The organism is Streptomyces sp. CoH27, assembly GCF_020181035.1.
Taxonomy (GTDB): domain Bacteria; phylum Actinomycetota; class Actinomycetes; order Streptomycetales; family Streptomycetaceae; genus Streptomyces; species Streptomyces camelliae.
The window spans coordinates 200,103-216,974 of the sequence record NZ_JAIQYY010000005.1; the positions used below are offsets into that span (position 1 = coordinate 200,103).

At 70.7% G+C, this 16,872-nt stretch carries 14 protein-coding genes, 2 tRNA genes and 1 pseudogene; 11 read left to right on the forward strand and 6 right to left on the reverse strand.

The window, feature by feature from the left end; all coding sequences use genetic code 11:
* The first annotated feature begins 249 nt into the window (after positions 1 to 249).
* The 5 genes from LE548_RS09805 (at position 250) to LE548_RS09825 (ending at position 4,394) form a co-directional block, all read left to right on the forward strand.
* Complete coding sequence (locus LE548_RS09805) at positions 250 to 627, forward strand: hypothetical protein (RefSeq protein ID WP_225096284.1); 378 nt, start codon at positions 250 to 252, stop codon at positions 625 to 627.
* A gap of 134 nt (positions 628 to 761) precedes the next feature.
* Positions 762 to 1,607 (forward strand): hypothetical protein, encoded by an 846-nt coding sequence (locus LE548_RS09810; protein WP_225096285.1) that lies wholly within the window; start codon positions 762 to 764, stop codon positions 1,605 to 1,607.
* Positions 1,608 to 1,656: 49 nt separating this feature from the next.
* A complete protein-coding gene (locus LE548_RS09815; protein ID WP_225096286.1) occupies positions 1,657 to 2,412 on the forward strand; it encodes a GntR family transcriptional regulator in 756 nt (251 codons plus the stop codon).
* A gap of 132 nt (positions 2,413 to 2,544) precedes the next feature.
* Complete coding sequence (locus LE548_RS09820) at positions 2,545 to 3,669, forward strand: TIGR03364 family FAD-dependent oxidoreductase (protein WP_225096287.1); 1,125 nt, start codon at positions 2,545 to 2,547, stop codon at positions 3,667 to 3,669.
* A 20-nt stretch (positions 3,670 to 3,689) separates the two neighbouring features.
* On the forward strand, positions 3,690 to 4,394 hold the full coding sequence (locus LE548_RS09825) for a phosphonatase-like hydrolase (RefSeq protein ID WP_225096449.1): 705 nt from the start codon (positions 3,690 to 3,692) through the stop codon (positions 4,392 to 4,394).
* Positions 4,395 to 4,646: 252 nt separating this feature from the next.
* Here LE548_RS09825 and LE548_RS09830 read toward each other — a convergent pair whose 3' ends face one another.
* Both LE548_RS09830 and tnpA read right to left on the reverse strand, forming a co-directional pair.
* Entirely contained in the window at positions 4,647 to 5,867 is a 1,221-nt protein-coding gene (locus LE548_RS09830) for an RNA-guided endonuclease TnpB family protein (protein ID WP_225096288.1), read from the reverse strand.
* Positions 5,864 to 6,298, reverse strand: a complete 435-nt coding sequence (gene tnpA / locus LE548_RS09835) for an IS200/IS605 family transposase (protein ID WP_225096289.1) — start codon at positions 6,296 to 6,298, stop codon at positions 5,864 to 5,866. Before tnpA ends, LE548_RS09830 begins: the two co-directional genes overlap by 4 nt.
* A gap of 152 nt (positions 6,299 to 6,450) precedes the next feature.
* Here tnpA and LE548_RS09840 point away from each other — a divergent pair, with 152 nt between their 5' ends.
* The 4 genes and pseudogenes from LE548_RS09840 to LE548_RS09855 all read left to right on the forward strand — a co-directional run bounded on the left by LE548_RS09840 (position 6,451) and on the right by LE548_RS09855 (position 10,028).
* Entirely contained in the window at positions 6,451 to 7,230 is a 780-nt protein-coding gene (locus tag LE548_RS09840) for an HAD-IIA family hydrolase (RefSeq protein ID WP_225096290.1), read from the forward strand.
* A gap of 106 nt (positions 7,231 to 7,336) precedes the next feature.
* A pseudogene (locus tag LE548_RS46440) lies at positions 7,337 to 7,657 on the forward strand (hypothetical protein); the annotation flags it as partial.
* A gap of 491 nt (positions 7,658 to 8,148) precedes the next feature.
* A complete protein-coding gene (locus LE548_RS09850) occupies positions 8,149 to 8,823 on the forward strand; it encodes a class F sortase (RefSeq protein WP_225096291.1) in 675 nt (224 codons plus the stop codon).
* A gap of 161 nt (positions 8,824 to 8,984) precedes the next feature.
* Positions 8,985 to 10,028: a glycoside hydrolase family 6 protein gene (locus LE548_RS09855; RefSeq protein ID WP_225096292.1), complete on the forward strand. Its 1,044-nt coding sequence runs from the start codon at positions 8,985 to 8,987 to the stop codon at positions 10,026 to 10,028.
* 77 nt (positions 10,029 to 10,105) lie between these two features.
* On the opposite strand, the gene LE548_RS09860 is transcribed toward LE548_RS09855, so the two are convergent.
* The 3 genes from LE548_RS09860 to LE548_RS09870 all read right to left on the reverse strand — a co-directional run bounded on the left by LE548_RS09860 (position 10,106) and on the right by LE548_RS09870 (position 14,444).
* Positions 10,106 to 12,040, reverse strand: a complete 1,935-nt coding sequence (locus LE548_RS09860) for a kelch motif-containing protein (RefSeq protein WP_225096293.1) — start codon at positions 12,038 to 12,040, stop codon at positions 10,106 to 10,108.
* Positions 12,037 to 13,974 carry a glycosyltransferase family 2 protein gene (locus tag LE548_RS09865; RefSeq protein WP_225096294.1) on the reverse strand — a complete coding sequence of 646 codons (1,938 nt, stop codon included), beginning with the start codon at positions 13,972 to 13,974 and terminating at the stop codon, positions 12,037 to 12,039. The genes LE548_RS09860 and LE548_RS09865 overlap by 4 nt, the downstream gene beginning before the upstream one ends.
* 396 nt (positions 13,975 to 14,370) lie before the next feature.
* Positions 14,371 to 14,444 (reverse strand) — tRNA-Lys (locus LE548_RS09870).
* A gap of 185 nt (positions 14,445 to 14,629) precedes the next feature.
* Here LE548_RS09870 and LE548_RS09875 point away from each other — a divergent pair.
* Entirely contained in the window at positions 14,630 to 15,418 is a 789-nt protein-coding gene (locus tag LE548_RS09875) for a hypothetical protein (protein WP_308030120.1), read from the forward strand.
* Between the two features lie 47 nt (positions 15,419 to 15,465).
* Positions 15,466 to 16,647 (forward strand): SPFH domain-containing protein, encoded by a 1,182-nt coding sequence (locus tag LE548_RS09880; protein ID WP_225096295.1) that lies wholly within the window; start codon positions 15,466 to 15,468, stop codon positions 16,645 to 16,647.
* 91 nt (positions 16,648 to 16,738) lie between these two features.
* Here the strand turns inward: LE548_RS09880 and LE548_RS09885 are convergent.
* Positions 16,739 to 16,812: transfer RNA gene (locus LE548_RS09885), tRNA-Lys, on the reverse strand.
* Positions 16,813 to 16,872: the final 60 nt, after the last annotated feature.

Below are 16,872 nucleotides of genomic sequence, written 5' to 3' on the forward strand. Positions count from 1 at the left end.
GGGAGGTGCCCCCATCGCGGGGGGACCCCCATCGCCCACCCGTGCCGCCCTGGGGGTACCCCCTGCTCGAAGAGCTTGGGGGAGGCACGATTGCCCGGAGCTGGGGCGGCGCGCGATCACCCGCGGCTGCGGCTGCCCGCGGCTGCGTGCGTCGGCTCATCGCCCCACCATGGAATCAACCGCATCAATCGACTCGACGGGCGACTCCCGTCCCGCAGGACGCACCAGTCGCCGCAGTGAGGAGTGAGCATGCGCTGCTCCCGTACCCACTCCAGGATTTTCATCGCCGCCGCCCTCCTGGCCTTCGCCGGGCCGGTCGCCGTGTCGCCCGCCTTCGCCGCTTCGCCCGCCTTCGCCGCCTCGCTGGTCGGCACGGTCAGTCCCGCCAAGGTGAAGGCCGGTCAGGACGTCCATCTCACGCTCGCCGGATGCAGCAAACCCCGCGAGGGCGGTCGCGCCGAGGGAGCGCTCATCGAGACGGTCGACCTCACGCTCAAGGTGACCGGCACCCTGGTCGGGACCGCCCGGATCGACCCGGACGCGCATACGGGCGAGACACAGATCCACCTGGCCTGCGTCTCGGACCCGGACGACGTGGCCACGGTGGACGTCACGATCACCAGCTGACCCGGCGACCCGGCACGGCACCCTGGATCCTGCGCTGATCGAGCGGACTTCGCAGCCGCTGCGGGGTGGCATCCCGCGCACCCGCAGGGGCCCGGCATGGTTATGTGTTCATGCGATGGTTCGCCTCTCCGCCCGTGTCCCTGTCCCTGTCCCGACGCCTCGCGGTGGCCGCCGTCGCCGCCACCGCCCTCGTTCTCGTGTCGCCGCAAACCGCCCGGGCGGCCGCGGCCGCCCCACCCCCCGCCTGCGTCGGCGTGAACGCGCACGCCTTCCCGCTCACCGCCCGGATCCGCGGTGGACCGGGCTCGTACGAACCGGGCGGTGGCTACGGCACCTGGTACATCGACCTCGGCAACACCACCCGCCACACCTGCACCGGCATCCATCCGGTCGTCGTCCTCGTCGACAGCAAGCGCACGCTGAAGCCGGGCCAGCCGCAGCTGGACTTCTACGACGGCGCCAAGGCCCGCCCGGTGTCGTTCGAGACCACCGATGAGCAGGAGCTGGTCGGGGTGCTGGACGGCCAGGGGTTCGGCGGGTTCGCCGTGCCGGCCGGCGGGACCGTGAGTGTCAAGGTCAGGCTCGCCCTCACCTCCGACGCCCCGGCCGACCAGGTCACCGCCAGCGCCGCCGTCGTCCAGCGCCGGGGTGAGGACGGGGACTGGGTCGGGCAGTCCAACGCGTACCGGTTCGCCATCGCGCAGGACGGGGAGAAGCGCGGGGAACGCACGACGTCCGACCCCGGCCGTACCCAGGACGGCGGAGGTCTTCCGCCCCGCCCCGCCTCTGCCACCTCCACCGCTTCCCCCCACACCACCGCCCCCAGCCTCCCCTTCGCCGAAGCGGCGGCGGAAGCCGGTGAGCGGGCTCGCGAGCTGGCGCGTACCGGGCTCGGCCTCGCCCACGGGCTGTTCGCGGCCGTCCTCGCCCTGCTGGCCGTCGGCGGCAGCGCGTACCTCCTCGTCCGCCGCCGGCGCTGACGTCGGGTCCCGTGCCGGCCGTCCCCACCCCGTCTGCGACGATCCCTGCGTGGACTACCCGAACGACCAGGCCCCCGGCGCCCCCGTCCGCTCCGGCATCCCCGAGCACGGGCGCATCCCCAAGTACTACGCGGTGAAGGCGCGGATCGCCGCGCTCCTCGACGAGCTGGGGGAGGGCAGGTCCATCCCCACCGAGCGGGATCTGGCCGAGCGGTACGACGTCGCGCGCGAGACCGTGCGGCAGGCGGTACGGGAACTGGTGCTGGAGGGGCGGCTGCGGCGCCAGGGCCGCGGGACCGTCGTCGCCGGGCCCAAGCTCGAACAGCCGCTGTCCCTCGCCAGCTACACCGAGGGCGTGCGCCGCCAGGGCCGTACCCCCGGCCGTACCCTCGTCACCCTCGACCGGTTCCCGTGCCCGGACGCCCTCGCCGCCGAGACCGGGCTCACCCGGGGCGAGCCGGTGTGGCACCTGGAGCGGGTGCTGCTCGCCGACGAGGAGCGGGTCGGGCTGGAGAGCACGTACGTCGCCGTCGCCCGGGTGCCGCGGCTGGCCGACGACTTCGATCCCGACTCCTCCTTCTACGGCTACCTCACCGCCCAGGGCATCGCCTTCGGTGACGCCGACGAGCGCATCGAGACCGTGCTCGCCACGCCCCGCGAGGCCCTGCTCATCGGCACCCCGCCCGCCCTGCCCATGCTGCTGATCCACCGCGTCTCCCGGGACACGGGGGGCCGGCCCCTGGAGCGCGTGCGCTCGCTGTACCGGGGAGACCGGTTCTCCTTCACCGCCCACCTCAAGGGCTGAAAAACGCCGATATCGACGCCCACTCCAGTGTCACGAAAAGGTAACGGGTCTAGCCCAAACGTGATGGGTCGTTCACGCTCTCGTTGTCAGCCGGATGCCTCCGGTTACCCGATCCCGAGGAGCGTTGCCGCCGTGAGAGTGACAGTCGTCGGAGCAGGCGTGGTGGGCACCATGCACGCCTGGCAGGCAGTGGAGCGCGGCCACCAGGTCGTCCAGATCGAGCGTGAGGCGGAGGCGCGCGGCGCCTCGCTGCGCAACTTCGGGCAGATCTGGGTCAGTGGCCGCGCGGGCGGAGAGGAGCTGGAGACCGCGCTGCGGGCGCGGGAGCTGTGGGAGGGCATCGGTGCCCGTGTGCCCGAGCTCGGCTTCCGGGCCAACGGGTCGCTGACCCCGGTGCGCGGCGCCCTCGAACTCGCCGTCGCCGAGGCCGCCGTCGCCCGCCCGGACGCCGCCGCCCGCGGCTACAAGCTGCTGCTGCCTGGCGAGGCGCGGGCCCTCAATCCCGCCCTGCGCGGCGACTTCACCGCCGCCCTGTACTGCGAGCGGGACGCGGCCGTCGAGCCGCGCACCGCCCAACTCGCCCTGCGCGAGGAGCTGTTGAAGTCCCCGAACTACACCTTCCTGCCGGGGCGGGAGGTACGTGACGTGGTCGGCGCCGGAGCAGTACGGGACGACCACGGGGACGTCCACCACGCCGACGCCGTCGTCCTGTGCACCGGCGCCTGGCTCGGCGGACTCGTCCGCGAGCTGGCCGGGCCCGAGTTGCCCGTGCGCCGGGTCCGCCTGCAGATGATGCAGACCGACCCGCTGGGCGAGCCGCTCACCACCTCGGTCGCCGACGCCGACAGCTTCCGGTACTACCCGGCCTACGCCTCCCCGGCACTGGACGCGCTCAACGCCGAGCAGCCGCAGCCGGAGACCGCCGCCGAACACCGGATGCAGCTGCTCATGGTGCAGCGCGCCGACGGCGGACTGACCATCGGCGACACCCACGAGTACGAGCACCCCTTCGCCTTCGACACCGTCGAGGAGCCCTACGAGCACCTCGTCGCAGTCGTGGAGTCCCTGCTCGGCCGGCCGCTGCCGCGCATCCGCCGCCGCTGGGCTGGTGTGTACGCGCAGTGCACCGACCCGGGCCGGGTCGTGCACCGGCAGCGGGTGGGCGACGGGGTGTGGCTGGTCACCGGGCCCGGCGGGCGCGGCATGACCTGCGCCCCCGCGATAGCCGAAACGACCGCGAACGAACTGGGCTGGTGAGCACCACGATGACCACCACGATGACCACCACAGCAACTGCTTCCGACATCCGACTCGTCGTCCTCGACATGGCCGGCACCACCGTCGCCGACGGCGGCCTCGTCGAGCGTGCCTTCGCCGCCGCCGCTGCCGAACTCGGCGTCGAGCCCGGCTCGGCCGAGCACGCCGGGCACCTCGCGTACGTCCGCGCCACCATGGGCGAGTCCAAGATCTCCGTCTTCCGGCACCTGTTCGGCGCCGAGGAACGCGCCCAGCGGGCCAACACCGCCTTCGAGAAGGCGTACGGCGACCTCGTCGACGAGGGCCTCGTCGCCCCCGTCCCCGGCGCCCGCGAGGCCATCGAGGAACTCGCCGGCAGCGGCCGTACCGTCGTCCTGACCACCGGCTTCGCCCGCGTCACCCAGGACGCGATCCTCGACGCCCTCGGCTGGCGGGACCTCGTCCCGCTCACTCTGTGCCCGGCCGACGCGGGCGGGCGCGGGCGGCCGTACCCCGACATGGTCCTGGAGGCCTTCGTCCGCACCAAGGCCGCCGAGGACGTCCGGCAGATCGCCGTCGCCGGGGACACCTCGTACGACGTGCTCAGCGGGGTGCGCGCCGGAGCCGGGCTGGTCGCCGGCGTACGCACCGGGGCGCACGGGGACACGGAGTTCCGCGCCGCCGGCGCCACCCACGTCCTCGACTCCGTCGCCGGCCTGCCCGCACTGCTGGCGGGAGACCGGTGAAGCGGCCGCCGGGAGCTGACTGACCTGGACAATCCTGGAGCAGACCGGGATCAAGATCAGGCCACTGAACATTAGGCTGTGGGCGTCGGTACGTCGTGGTTCCGGCGCCCCATCTTCTTGACCGTACGCACACGACGTCGACGAATGATGATGACTGACGCTCCCGCCCCCCGCCGCCGCGCGCGCCGCCGCCAGGAGACGCACAACGTGACTCCACCCACGCGTAAGCGCGCGGGCTTCCTGTGTCGGTGGCTAGGCCACGTCGCAGAGGGCCAGCCCGGCCCTGTTGAGAACATTCGTCGCGCCGACGTGGTCCGCGTTCGCGGTGAACCCGCACGCCATGCACTGGAATTTGGCTTGGCTGACGCGGTTCTCCTTCGCGACGTGCCCGCAGCCCCCAAGCGAGGGCGGGCACGTGCGGGAGGTGTTGCGCGCGTCCACGGGTACCGTGAGGCGACCGGCGCTCTCAGCCTTGTTCGCCAGGATCCCGAGGAACTGCGCCCAACCCGCGTCGAGGATACTGCGGTTGAGTCCAGCCTTCGCGGCAGCACCGTTCGGCAGGAAGCTGCCAGGCGTGTCCGGGTCGGCCTTGGGCGCGGGCGTCTTGGTCATGCCCGCGGTGTTGAGCCGCTCGTGCGCGATGACGTCGTGGTCACGTACCAGCGCGTGTGCGGTCTTGTGGTGGAAGTCGAGGCGCTGCCGCCGGATCTTGGCGTACAACTTGGCGACCTTCCGGGCGGCGGCGCGGTGGCGCTTGGTGCGCTGCCGAGTCCGCTTGGGGAACGTCGCAAGGTGACGCTGGGCTTCGGCGAGGCCTTCTGCTGCTGCGCCAAGAAAGCGAGGGTCGGCGACGTGCTCGCCGTCCGAAGTGGTCAGAAAATGCACGGTGCCCATGTCGATACCCACGGTTGCGCCGGTGGGCGGCAGTTCCTCGGCGCGGGCGAGGTCGCACACGAGGATCACGTACCAGCGGCGTCCTTCACGCTTGACGGTGATCGTCTTGACGCGGCCCTGTACAAGCCGGTGCTGGTGGACGCGGATGTGGCCGACACCCTGGAGGCGCACGCGGGTCTGCCGATCGTGCGGGGTGGATTCCCAGCGGCAGCCGTCGCCGTCCTTTGGGAACGTGACGCTGTCGAAGTGCCCGACACCCTTGAACCTGGGATAGCCGGGTTTCTCACCGGCCTTGGCTCGGCGGAAGAACGCCTGGAATGCCTTGTCCAGGCGACGCAGGGTGGCCTGCTGGCTGGAGAACGACCAGCGGCCCTGACGTTCTGGGTCGAATGCCCGGATCGCCTTGAGCTGTGCGGACTGGTCGCCGTACCGGACGGTGGTCTTCGAGACGTGCCGGTACGCGGCGCGGCGCTCCTGAAGTGCGCCGTTGTACAGGGAGCAGTGGTCCCGAAGCATGTCGGTGAGCGCTGCCGCCTGCCCCTTGGTGGGGCGCAGGAGGAACTTGTACGCCCGGATCACGGGCCGTCCTCCTTCCGCTCCCTCCAGGGCCGCTCCCACTGGGTGTCGATGTACCGGCGAATGGTGTCCGCGGACACGTCGCCGACCGACGCCGCGAAGTACGAGGACGACCACAGTGTCGGGAGTTGTGACTTCAGGTGCGGGAATTCGTCGCGCAGGACGCGGGACGTGAAGCCCTTGAACTGGTTCGCGACGTATGAGGCGGACGACTTCGGGTCGTGTTTAACGAACAGGTGGACATGGTCGGGCATCACTTCGAGTGCCGCGATCTCCCATCCTCGTTCGTCGGCCTTCTGCCGGATCAGCTCGTCCAGACGTGTCGCGACCCGGCCGCTGAGGACCGGACGGCGGTACTTCGGGCACCACGCCACGTGGAGCCTGAGGTCGTACACGCCGCCGGAGAACCGGCGAACCTTCGTGGTCGCAACCATGTATCGATTATACACGCGGCATGTGTCTAATAGTCCGCGAACGTCGTGGCCGACGCCGACAGTGCGGATCAGTGGACAACGCTGAGGTCAGAGCAGTGCTGAGAAGTAATTCCCGCCGGCTGAAGCCGGTGGTCCCCTTGCTAGGAGGATTGATGGCAGACCGCAAGCCGATCGAGTCGTGGCTCACCGACATGGACGGTGTCCTGATCCACGAGGGCGTTCCGATCCCCGGCGCCGACGCCTTCCTGAAGAAGCTGCGCGAGTCCGGGCGGCCCTTCCTGGTGCTCACCAACAACTCCATCTACACCGCCCGTGACCTGCACGCCCGGCTGCGGCGGATGGGCCTGGACGTGCCGGTGGACAACATCTGGACCTCGGCTCTCGCCACCGCCCAGTTCCTGAACGACCAGCGGCCCGGCGGCAGCGCCTACGTCATCGGCGAGGCCGGCCTGACCACCGCGCTGCACGACATCGGCTACATCCTCACCGACCACGAGCCCGACTTCGTGATCCTCGGCGAGACCCGCACCTACTCCTTCGAGGCCCTGACCAAGGCCGTCCGGCTGATCAACAACGGCGCCCGGTTCATCGCCACCAACCCGGACAACGTCGGCCCCTCCACCGAGGGCGACCTGCCCGCCACCGGCTCGGTCGCCGCCCTGATCACCGCCGCGACCGGCAAGAAGCCGTACTTCGTCGGCAAGCCCAACCCGCTGATGATGCGGGCGGGCCTGAACGCCATCGGTGCCCACTCCGAGACCTCCGCGATGATCGGCGACCGCATGGACACCGACGTCCTCGCGGGCCTGGAGGCCGGTATGCGGACGTTCCTGGTGCTCAGCGGGGTCACCCAGCCCGACGAGGTCGACCAGCACCCCTTCCGGCCGTCGAAGGTCGTCGACTCCATCGCGGACCTGGTCGACCTCGTCTGAGCAGGCATTTTCAAACCTCTCCTCGCTCGAATGGAGCAATCGGGCGCCCTCCGAGGATGCGGGGGCGCCTGGTGCGGGGGAGCCTCCAGATAACTGGAGGTTCACGATGGGCTCACTACGCCTCACTCTCTGTACCGGAATCCTGGCCGCCGCCGCGCTCACACCGTCGGCTCACGCCGTCGACGGCGGCTCGGTCGACGTGACCCCCGGCTCCCCGGGGCCCGGCACCGATGTGTCCCTGCGGGTCCACGGCTGCTCCGGGCCCGAGGGCACGGCCGTCTCGACCGCCTTCGTCGCCGACGCCCGGCTCACCGGCAGACAGGGCACCCTGTCCGGCGAGACCCGCGTCCGCTCCTCCCTCGCACCCGGCACCTACGACGTGCGGGTCACGTGCGCCGACTTCGTCTTCAACAGCAGGCTCACGATCCCCGACCGAGGCATCGGGGCCGGCCGGGGCACGGACCAGGGAGCCGGCCCGGGCACGGATCACGGCACCGACCCCGGATCGGGCCAGGGAATCGGCCGGGGAACGGACCAGGCGAGCGGCTGGGGAACGGACCAGGGAGCCGGCCGGGGCACAGACCACGGCACGGATCACGGCACCGACCGCGGATCGGGCCAGGCAACCGGCCGCGGATCCGACCAGGGCGCCGGCCAGGGAACGGACCAGCGGACCGGTCCGATGGACCAGCCCGACCCGCGGCCCGATGCGGCGGCCTCGCCCGTCGCCCCCGTCCACGCGGGCGGCGGTGGCACGGCCACGCACTTCGCCACCGTGGCCACCAGCGAGTCCGGACCCGGCACCGCCCAGACGCTCACCGGCCTCGGACTGGCCGGGATCGCCGCGCTCGCCGTCGGGCTCCGCGCCCATCGGGGCCGTAACGGCCGCGACCGCGGCAACCCCCGCTGACCGGCCGTATGACCGGCGACCGCGAGCACCCGCACACCACCACCGGCACCGGGCGTCTGCTCACCGTCCTGGCCTGGGCGGTGCTGCTGTTCGGGCTGTGGCTGTGGGGGCGGGAGATCACCGGCCTGCCGGACCGCACGGGCGGCCCGGCCACCGGTGACGTGTTCGCCGTCGGCATCGCTCCCACCTCGCTGCCCCGCCCGGCCGCGCCGCTCGCCGACGCCGTGCCCCAGCGTCTCGACATCCCCCGGCTGGGCGTCCAGGCACCCGTGGTCACCCGCGGCCTGGACGCCCAGGGCGCCGTCGACCCGCCGCCCTTCGACCAGCCGGGCGTGGTCGGCTGGTACGGCGCCGGTCCCAAACCCGGCGCCCAGGGCGCCGCCCTCCTCGTCGGGCACGTCGACACCGAGACCCGGCCCGCTGTCTTCTACAAGCTCAGCACGCTCACCCCGGGCGCCACGGTCCGGGTGGTCCGCTCGGACGGCACGGTCGCCGAGTTCACCGTCGACGACGTCCGCGTGCTGCCCCGCACCGACTTCGACGCCCGCCAGGCCTACGGCCCCCACCGGGCCGGCCGCGCCGAACTCCGCCTGATCACCTGCGGCGGCAGCTTCGACCGCGCCACCAACAGCTACACCGCCAACGTGGTCGTCTCCGCCTACCTCACACGAACCACGCCCTGAGTCATGAGCACCACGCACTGCGTACTGCCCCCGCGCGCCCCGTCACGCGACCTCGTGGCGAACCGTCCCGATATGCCAGCATGGGACGGCATTCGGGCCAGTGCGCCCATGACCAGTGCGCCCATGACCAGTGCGCCCATGGGGGACCAGGGGGGAATCGCATGTACGACAACAGGGGGGCCCGGCCGACCGCGCGGGCGTCCGCGGCGGCGGTGCTGGGGGCGGCACTGCTGCTCGCCGGCTGCTCCTCGTCAGGCGGGGGCGGGGGCGGGGGCGGCGGCAAGAACACCGACCCGGGGGCGCCGATCACCCAACAGCCCACGTCCGCCGACCCGTTCTGGGTGAACCCGGACGGCACCGCCGCCCGTCAGCTCGCCGCCTACACCAAGGCTGGAAAGACATCCGACGCGGAACAGATCCGGAAGATCGCCGAGCAGCCGGTGGGGGAGTGGATCGGCCCGGAGAACCCGGAGCAGGAGGCCCGCGGCTTCACCGAGGCCGCCCAGCACGCCGACCGCACGGCCCTGCTCGTCCTCTACGACATCCCGCACCGCGACTGCGGCCAGTACTCCCAGGGCGGCGCGGCCGACGGCGACACCTACCGCGCCTGGATCGACGGCGTGGCCCGGGGCATCCAGGACCGCCCCGCCGTCGTGATCCTCGAACCGGACGCCGTACTGCACCTCGTGGACGGCTGCACGCCCGCCCCGTTCCACGAGGAGCGCTACGACCTCCTCAAGGGCGCGATCACCACGCTCAAGTCCCTGCGGAACACCAAGGTCTACCTGGACGCGGGCAACGCCGGCTGGGGCCGGCCGGACCAGATCTACCAGTCCCTCCAGCAGGCCGGCATCGACCGGGCCGACGGCTTCGCCGTCAACGTCTCCAACTTCTACTCCACCCAGGACTCCCTCGCCTACGGCAAACAGCTCTCGGCGAAGGTCGGCGGCAAGCACTTCGTCATCGACACCAGCAGAAACGGCAACGGCCCCGACACCTCCGGCGACCCCTCCCAGCGCTGGTGCAACCCCCCGGGCCGCGCCCTGGGCGAAACCCCGACGACGCGGACGTCGGACCCCCTGGTGGACGCCTACCTGTGGGTCAAGCGCCCGGGGGAGTCCGACGGGACGTGCAAGGGAGGGCCGAAGGCGGGGGAGTGGTGGGCAACCTACGCTCTTGAACTGGCGAAGAACAGCCAACCTTAAGGGGCGCGGGGAACTGCGCGACCAGCCACGACGAGCCCGCAGCCGCCGAACCAGCGCAGTTCTCCGCCCCTTTCGCGCTACGGAACCCGAACCCACTGCGCCTTACTGGGCGTCCCCTGATCGTCATCCACAAACAGCATGTACCACCCCGAGGTCACCAGATTCCGGTTCCCCGGCACCGTCACCGTGACCTTGTCCCCGGCCGTCTTGAAGTCGAGTGCAATGGACCGCTGATCCACATCCGTCACATGCGTCGACGCACTCGGCCGAATCAACCGCACCTTCTTGATGTCGGCCGCGTGATCCGACGTGAACGTCCCCGAAGCGCCGCGGGCAATCGTCTGCGGACCGCCGCCGAGCGACGGCCGTGAGCCCCGGTACAGATACGGCGGGGTGTAGATCTCGATCCGCTGCTCGAACTTCCCCGGCTTGGTGTTCGCCTTGTCGCCGTACAGCGAGTCGGACCCGAAGAACATCACCCGCCCGTCCGGCAGCAGGATCGACCCGGAGTGGTAGTTCCGCCCCACCAGCGGATCGGCGACCCGGGTGAAGCTGTTGCTGTCGGGGTGGTAGAGCCGCGCCTGGAGAATGTCGGAGTCACCGCGCCCCCGGTAGTCCTGCGAGCCGCCCGAGACCAGCACGGTGTCGTCGGGCAGGATCGAGGACTGCGGATACCGGGTCCCCTCCGCCAGCTCGGGCCCGTCCACGAACCGGGGGCTCCTGGCCTTCAGATCGATGAGCCGCGTCTTCCTGCTCGACAGCTTCGACTCACCGACACCCCCACCCCCGATCACCAGGAACTTCTCGTCCTGCGCCGGCGGCAGCAACACCGTCCCGGAGGTCTCCATCATGTTCGGATCACTGAGCCCGGGCAGCTTCACAAAGGCATTGGTGTCGACGTCCCACACCCCCGGATCCCGGCCCACGTCGTCCGGCCCGTACCCCGCGTTGGACCCCGAGTAGAAGATCTTCCCGTTCTGCATCAGGAACAGCGCCGGGTACGTCGGGAACTGCCGGACGGTCTTCGTGTACGTCCACTTCTTCGTCGCCGGGTCGAAGGTCTCGTTCTTGCCCGGCACCAGCTGACCGATGTCGTCCAGCCCGGAGACGCTGAGGATCCTGCCGTCCGACAGCGTGGTGAGCGTCGGGTACCAGCGGGCCTCGTTCATCGGGTCCACCTTGATGTACCGCTCGGCGACCGGATCGAACTCGTAGGCGTCCTTGATCCCCTCGAAGTCCTTCTTGTCGAGGGCGAGTTTCTGCGCGATGCCGTAGGTGTTGCGCTCGTCGGCGCCGGTCAGGCCCTGGATCCGGTAGTTGTCCTGGGTGCCGGTCTCGTACTGACTGCCCTCGCGCGGCGCCTCGACGTAGACCCGGCCGTAACCGGGGTTGTTCCGCAGCCACTTGCCGGTCCGGTCGAAGACCTTCGTCGCGCGGGGGATCAGCACCGGGTCCTGGGAGAGGAACGTCCTGCCGTTCTGCCTGCCGGTGAACCGTGTGCCCGCCGGCAGGGTCATCGGCTTGTCCGGGTTCTCGTTGTAGAGGATCATGACGCCGCCGGCCTTCTTGACGTCACCCTTGAGCTTCTCGTACCGCTTGGTGCCGCCGGCGATCAGGATGTCGCCGTTGCCGAGCTGGGTGTGGCCGGTGCAGAACAGGTCGGCCGGGGTGGGCACCTTCTTGATCGTGCCCTTGACCGGGTCCCAGATCCGGGTGTCGAACTTCTTCGCGTTGAAATTGTCCTGGTTGTTGCCCGAGCCGGCGATCATCAGGATCTTCCCGGTGCGCAGCAGGCTCGCGTGGATGGTGTCCTGCCGGAACTCCTTGGGGAACTCGATGATGTCCCAGTGGCCGTTCTCGGCCTTGTACTCGGGTCTGTTGATCTTGTAGTGGTGGTACTGCGCGGTCCCGAAGCGGTAGACCCACGGCCCGTTCATCCCGGCCAGCGCGAGTACCACCGCCGTACCGATCGCGAACCGGCGGGCGCGACGGCGGCCGGACTGGTCCTTCATTCCTCACGTCCCCCCAGTCCGCCGAGGGCGATCCGCATGGTCTGCTCGCTGTCCCCGGCCGCCCAGGCGGGCCGCGGCTGGGGCACGGGCATGGGCACGGGCACGGCGTCGCGCGGTTCGGCGACCGCCCCCGGCTTCGCCTTCCGTTTCTCCTGCCGCAGCGTGTACCGCCAGGCGAGGATCGGCGAGGCGGTGATCAGCAGCGCGAGACTTCCCCAGACGATCATCGCGGGGTGGGGGTGCCCGAGCGCGAAGCCGGCGCCGAGCGAGCCGCCGAAGACCAGGATGAAGAACCAGTGGATGCGGAAGGTGCCGAACAGCGTGTCGGGGCTGGCCGATTCACCCTTCGGCGTCACCACGAACCTGCTCTTGCGGCGCAGTACGGCGTCCATGAGCGAGCGGGCGTAGACCGGCGCGGACAGCGCGGACATCACCATGCCCGCCACACCGCCCGACCCCTCCGGCTCGTGCGGGGAGACATTGTGCCGCCGGTTCCAGATGTACAGCCCGATCTGGAGCGCGGAGGCGTTGCCGTACAGCATCAGCCACACCGTCGGGTCGATGTTCACCCCCGACGCGCCCAGGCCCAGGAACAGCGCGCAGCTCAGCGCGGCGAGGATCCAGTTGAGGGCGGACATCGGGTAGAAGATGATCATCATGGTGTAGTTGAAGAGCTTGCCCGGCCCCAGGGTGAACAGGCCCCTCCAGTACTGCTTGAGGATCGTCTCGTACGTGCCCCGGGACCAGCGCAGCTGCTGGGTGAAGAAGTCCGTCCAGGCGGCCGGGCCCTCGCCGACGGCGAGCACGTCCGGGGTGTAGACGGACCTCCACTTCCGGCCCGTGGCGGGGTTTCTGGCGCGGTGCATCTCGAACCCGGTCGCCATGTCCTCGGTGATCGAGTCGTAGAGCCCGCCGATCTGCTTGATGGCGCTGATCCGTACGGCGTTGGAGGTGCCGACGAACATCGGGGCGCCGTAGCGGTTGCCGGCGCGCTGGATCAGGGCGTGGAAGAGGAACTGCTGGGACTCGGCGGCCTTGGTGACGAACGTGTCGTAGTTGCCGTAGACCTGCGGGCCGATGACGAAGCCGACGTCCGGGTCGCGGAAGTAACCGAGCATCCGCTCCAGGTAGTTGGGCAGCGGGACGTGGTCGGTGTCGACGGAGGCGAAGTAGTCGTAGCCGTCGCCGTGCGCCTCCAGCCAGGCGTTGTAGTTGCCGTGCTTGGTTCTGGCGCGGTGCGGTCCCGTGGGCCGGTTCCACCTCTCGACGCCCTTGCGGGAGAAGTGGTGGACCCCGAGCCGGGCGCAGACCGCCCTGACGGCCGGGTCGTCGCCCTCGTCCAGCAGCCACACGTGCAGCAGCCCCCGGTGCCGCAGCTTCACCGCCGCCTGAAGGGTCTTCGTCACCATCTCCAGCGGCTCCTTGCCGGGCACGAAGGTGGTGAGAAAGGCGACGCGGGTACCGGTCTGCGGGACCACCGGGACCGGGTCGCGGGCGACGAGGGTGGCATGCGCGTTGGACAGCACGTTCATGCAGCGGAAGAACTCGATCAGACCGATCGAGACGAGCATGACCGTGTCGAGGGCCGGCAGGAAGCCGTAGGCCGGATGGTCGCGTGCGGTCCAGTGCTCCGGACGCAGCAGCCAGAACAGCAGCACGAGGGAGAGGACCGGGGCCGCACCCAGCATGAGCGCGGCGCGCAGGCGATGCGGTTCCTGCGACAGCAGCGACCGGTACCGCACCCGGTACGGCTTCGTCGGATCGGGCTGGGTGAGGGGGCCCGCGAGCCGGCTGTAGTGCTCGTAGTCGTATCTGGGCAGGTTCTTCCTGGCGGTCCGATGTCCCAGCACCCTCAGGTGCAACGTGGGTGATCGGTCGTGTGCGTACGGTGACTGGTCGCGGCTGTGCCCGGCGCCCGTCGGCGTCGACGTCATGAGTCATTCCCCCCACACGCGAGTCCTCGCGTGTCTGTCTAATTCCCCCCAACTGCCGCCAATCGGCGGCAGCTTGGACATCCAGGGTTCTACGCCGCTCCGCATGATCGCAAGCATGGAAACCTGGTGTTTACCGGTCAAACCCCTTCATTGGGGCGCGTGTGGGGCTCGGGAGAATGGGGTGCGCCGGTGCTCTCGGGGAGCCGGGGTGCGCCGGTGGTGGAGAGGCGTGCGTCGGCCATTCAGGGCATACGAAAGGCCCCCCGCTGTCGCGAGGGGCCTTTCGGCAGGGGGTGTGGGTGGCGGAGCCCCCACAACGCGCGGCGGAGCCGCGCAACAACAGAGATGGCGAGCCAGGTCCGCGCTATGTGCGGACGTGGCTCGCCATCGTCATCGTGCGCCGCCAGGGACTCGAACCCCGGACCCGCTGATTAAGAGTCAGCTGCTCTAACCAACTGAGCTAGCGGCGCCTGCTGACAGAGAGAACTCTACCTGACCTGGAGGGGTGCTTCCGACCACCCCCGGGTGGCCGGGAGGGTCGATCGGGGCCGCGTACATCATTCGGACCGTCAAAGTGGCGGTCCGCTGGACAGTTGGAAAAATGATCAACGTGCACACTCGCGGACAAATCTCCCCCGAATGTGAGGCAGATCGCATGACGGCTCCGGTGTTCGAGGAATTCGACCCCGCGGGCGACTGCGACTGCCCGGGCTGCGTCCAGGCGCGCCGGCTGGGCGAGCCGGGCACCCGCGCGCTGTCCCGCCGCCCGGCCGTCCGCGGTCTCGTGGTCGTCGCCGCCGCGTCCGCCGTCGTCCTCGGCGCGGCCACCCCGGCCGCCGCCCTCACCACCGGCCGGCCCGCCGTCCAGCGTCCCCACGTCCCCGGGGACGGCGAGCCCGCGACCCCCCAGGGCGCCAAGACCCCGCTGCACGGTCCGGGCGGCAGGCCGACCGGGTCCGATCCGGTCCGGCTCCCCGCCACCACCCGCACCGCGATCATCAAGCGGGCCAAGGTCTGGGCGGCCGCGCAGGTGCCGTACAGCATGAGCGCCTACTGGAGCGACGGCTACCGGCAGGACTGCTCCGGCTATGTCTCCATGGCCTGGGGTCTCGGGACCAACGAGTGGACCGGCAGCCTCGGCCAGTTCGGCGTGAAGATCACCAAGAAGGAGCTGGAACCCGGCGACATCCTGCTCTACCACAACCCCGACGACCCCGAGCGGGGCTCCCACGTGGTGATCTTCGGGGGCTGGACCGACTACACGCGCACCTACTACACGGTCTACGAGCAGACACCCCCGCACACCCGCAGCCAGGCCACGCCCTACCCCTACTGGAGCAACACCGACAAGTACGTCCCCTACCGCTACAAGGGCATCACCCCGGCCACGGGCGCGGCGGCCGGCGGCACGACCAAGGCCGCCTACGGCGTGCCCGGCTTGTAGGTCCCCCCACGTTCACGACGCAACCGGCGCGGAGGCTGGAGGCACACATGAGTACGACCATGTCACACACACCACAGGAATCCGAGGAGCCCCCGGAGGGCGCAGTGGACGCGGCCGGCCTGCCGGCCCGGCTGATCCAGAACGAGGTGACCACCGAGATCCCCGTCCACCTGCTGTTCCGCGGCGACCCGGACCCGGCGAACCCGGTGAGCCCAGCTGATCCGGTGAGCCCAGGTGACCCGGTGAACCCGGTGAGTCCCTTGAAGGTGCCGATCAGGCCCGCCGTGGTGGACCGCCGGAAGGGCCTCGGCGAGCAGCCGCGCGGCCGGCGCTCGGCGCCCGTGTGCGGCCGGGTGCTGCCGGAGGTCGATCCTGAACTGGCCGAGCGCCCGGCGCGGGTGCTGCCGGGGGCGGTCGGGGTGCTCGCCGGGCTGAGCGCGGTCGCCGGGTGTGCGGCCACCTCGTGGTGGGCGGGGCTGCTGCCCCCGCTCGCGATGGCGGCGCTGCGGCTGCCCGCGTCGGCCGGCGAGGGCCTCGGCCCGGCGCAGTGGGCAGCGTACGGCGGCGCCGGGGCGCTCGCGGCGTTCGGCTTCGGCGGGCTGACCCGGGGGCGCACCGGGCGGGCCTGGGTGCTCGGCCTGTTCGGCCGCTACCGGGGGACCGTCCGGCGCACCGGGCTGCTCTGGGTGAACCCGCTGGTGCCGCGCAGCCGGGTGGACGTCCGGCTGCGCCACTGGCGCAGCGAGGCGATGCCGGCGGCGGATCCGGAAGGGCTGGGGCTCCGGGTGGTCGTACTGGTGGTGTGGCGGGTGCGGGACACCGCGCGGGCACTGCTCGGCATCGACGACCATGAGGCGTACCTGCGTGAGTGCGTGGAGGCGGCGCTGGCCCGGGTGCCGGTGGAGTCCGCGGACGGGACGCGGGACGAGGACGCGCTGACCCGGCTGGTGGCGGCGGAGACCGCCCCGGTCGGCCTGGAGGTGTTCTCGGTGCGGCCGGTCCAGGTGGAGTACGCCCCCGAGGTCGCCGCCGCGATGCACCGGCGCCGGATCGCCCAGCTGGAGGCCCGGCAGCGGGCCGACGTGCTGAACTCGGTCGTCGACTCGGTGGAGGACACGGTGACCCGGCTGACCGCGCGGGGCCTGGTCGAACTCGACGACCACGAGCGGAAGGCGCTGGTGCGGGACCTGACGGTCGCCTTCTGCTCGGGGCGGGGGGAGCCGTCGTAGAGCTCCGGCTCAACGGGTGGCGAAGCCGCGCAAAAACGACGATGACGAGTCAGGACCGCGATTTTGCGGTCATGACTCGCCATCGTCATCGTGCGCCGCCAGGGACTCGAACCCCGGACCCGCTGATTAAGAGTCAGCTGCTCTAACCAACTGAGCTAGCGGCGCATGACTCTCGCCCTCCGCCGGTTTTTGTTTCCCGCGGCTGGCGACGAAGAAAATACTACC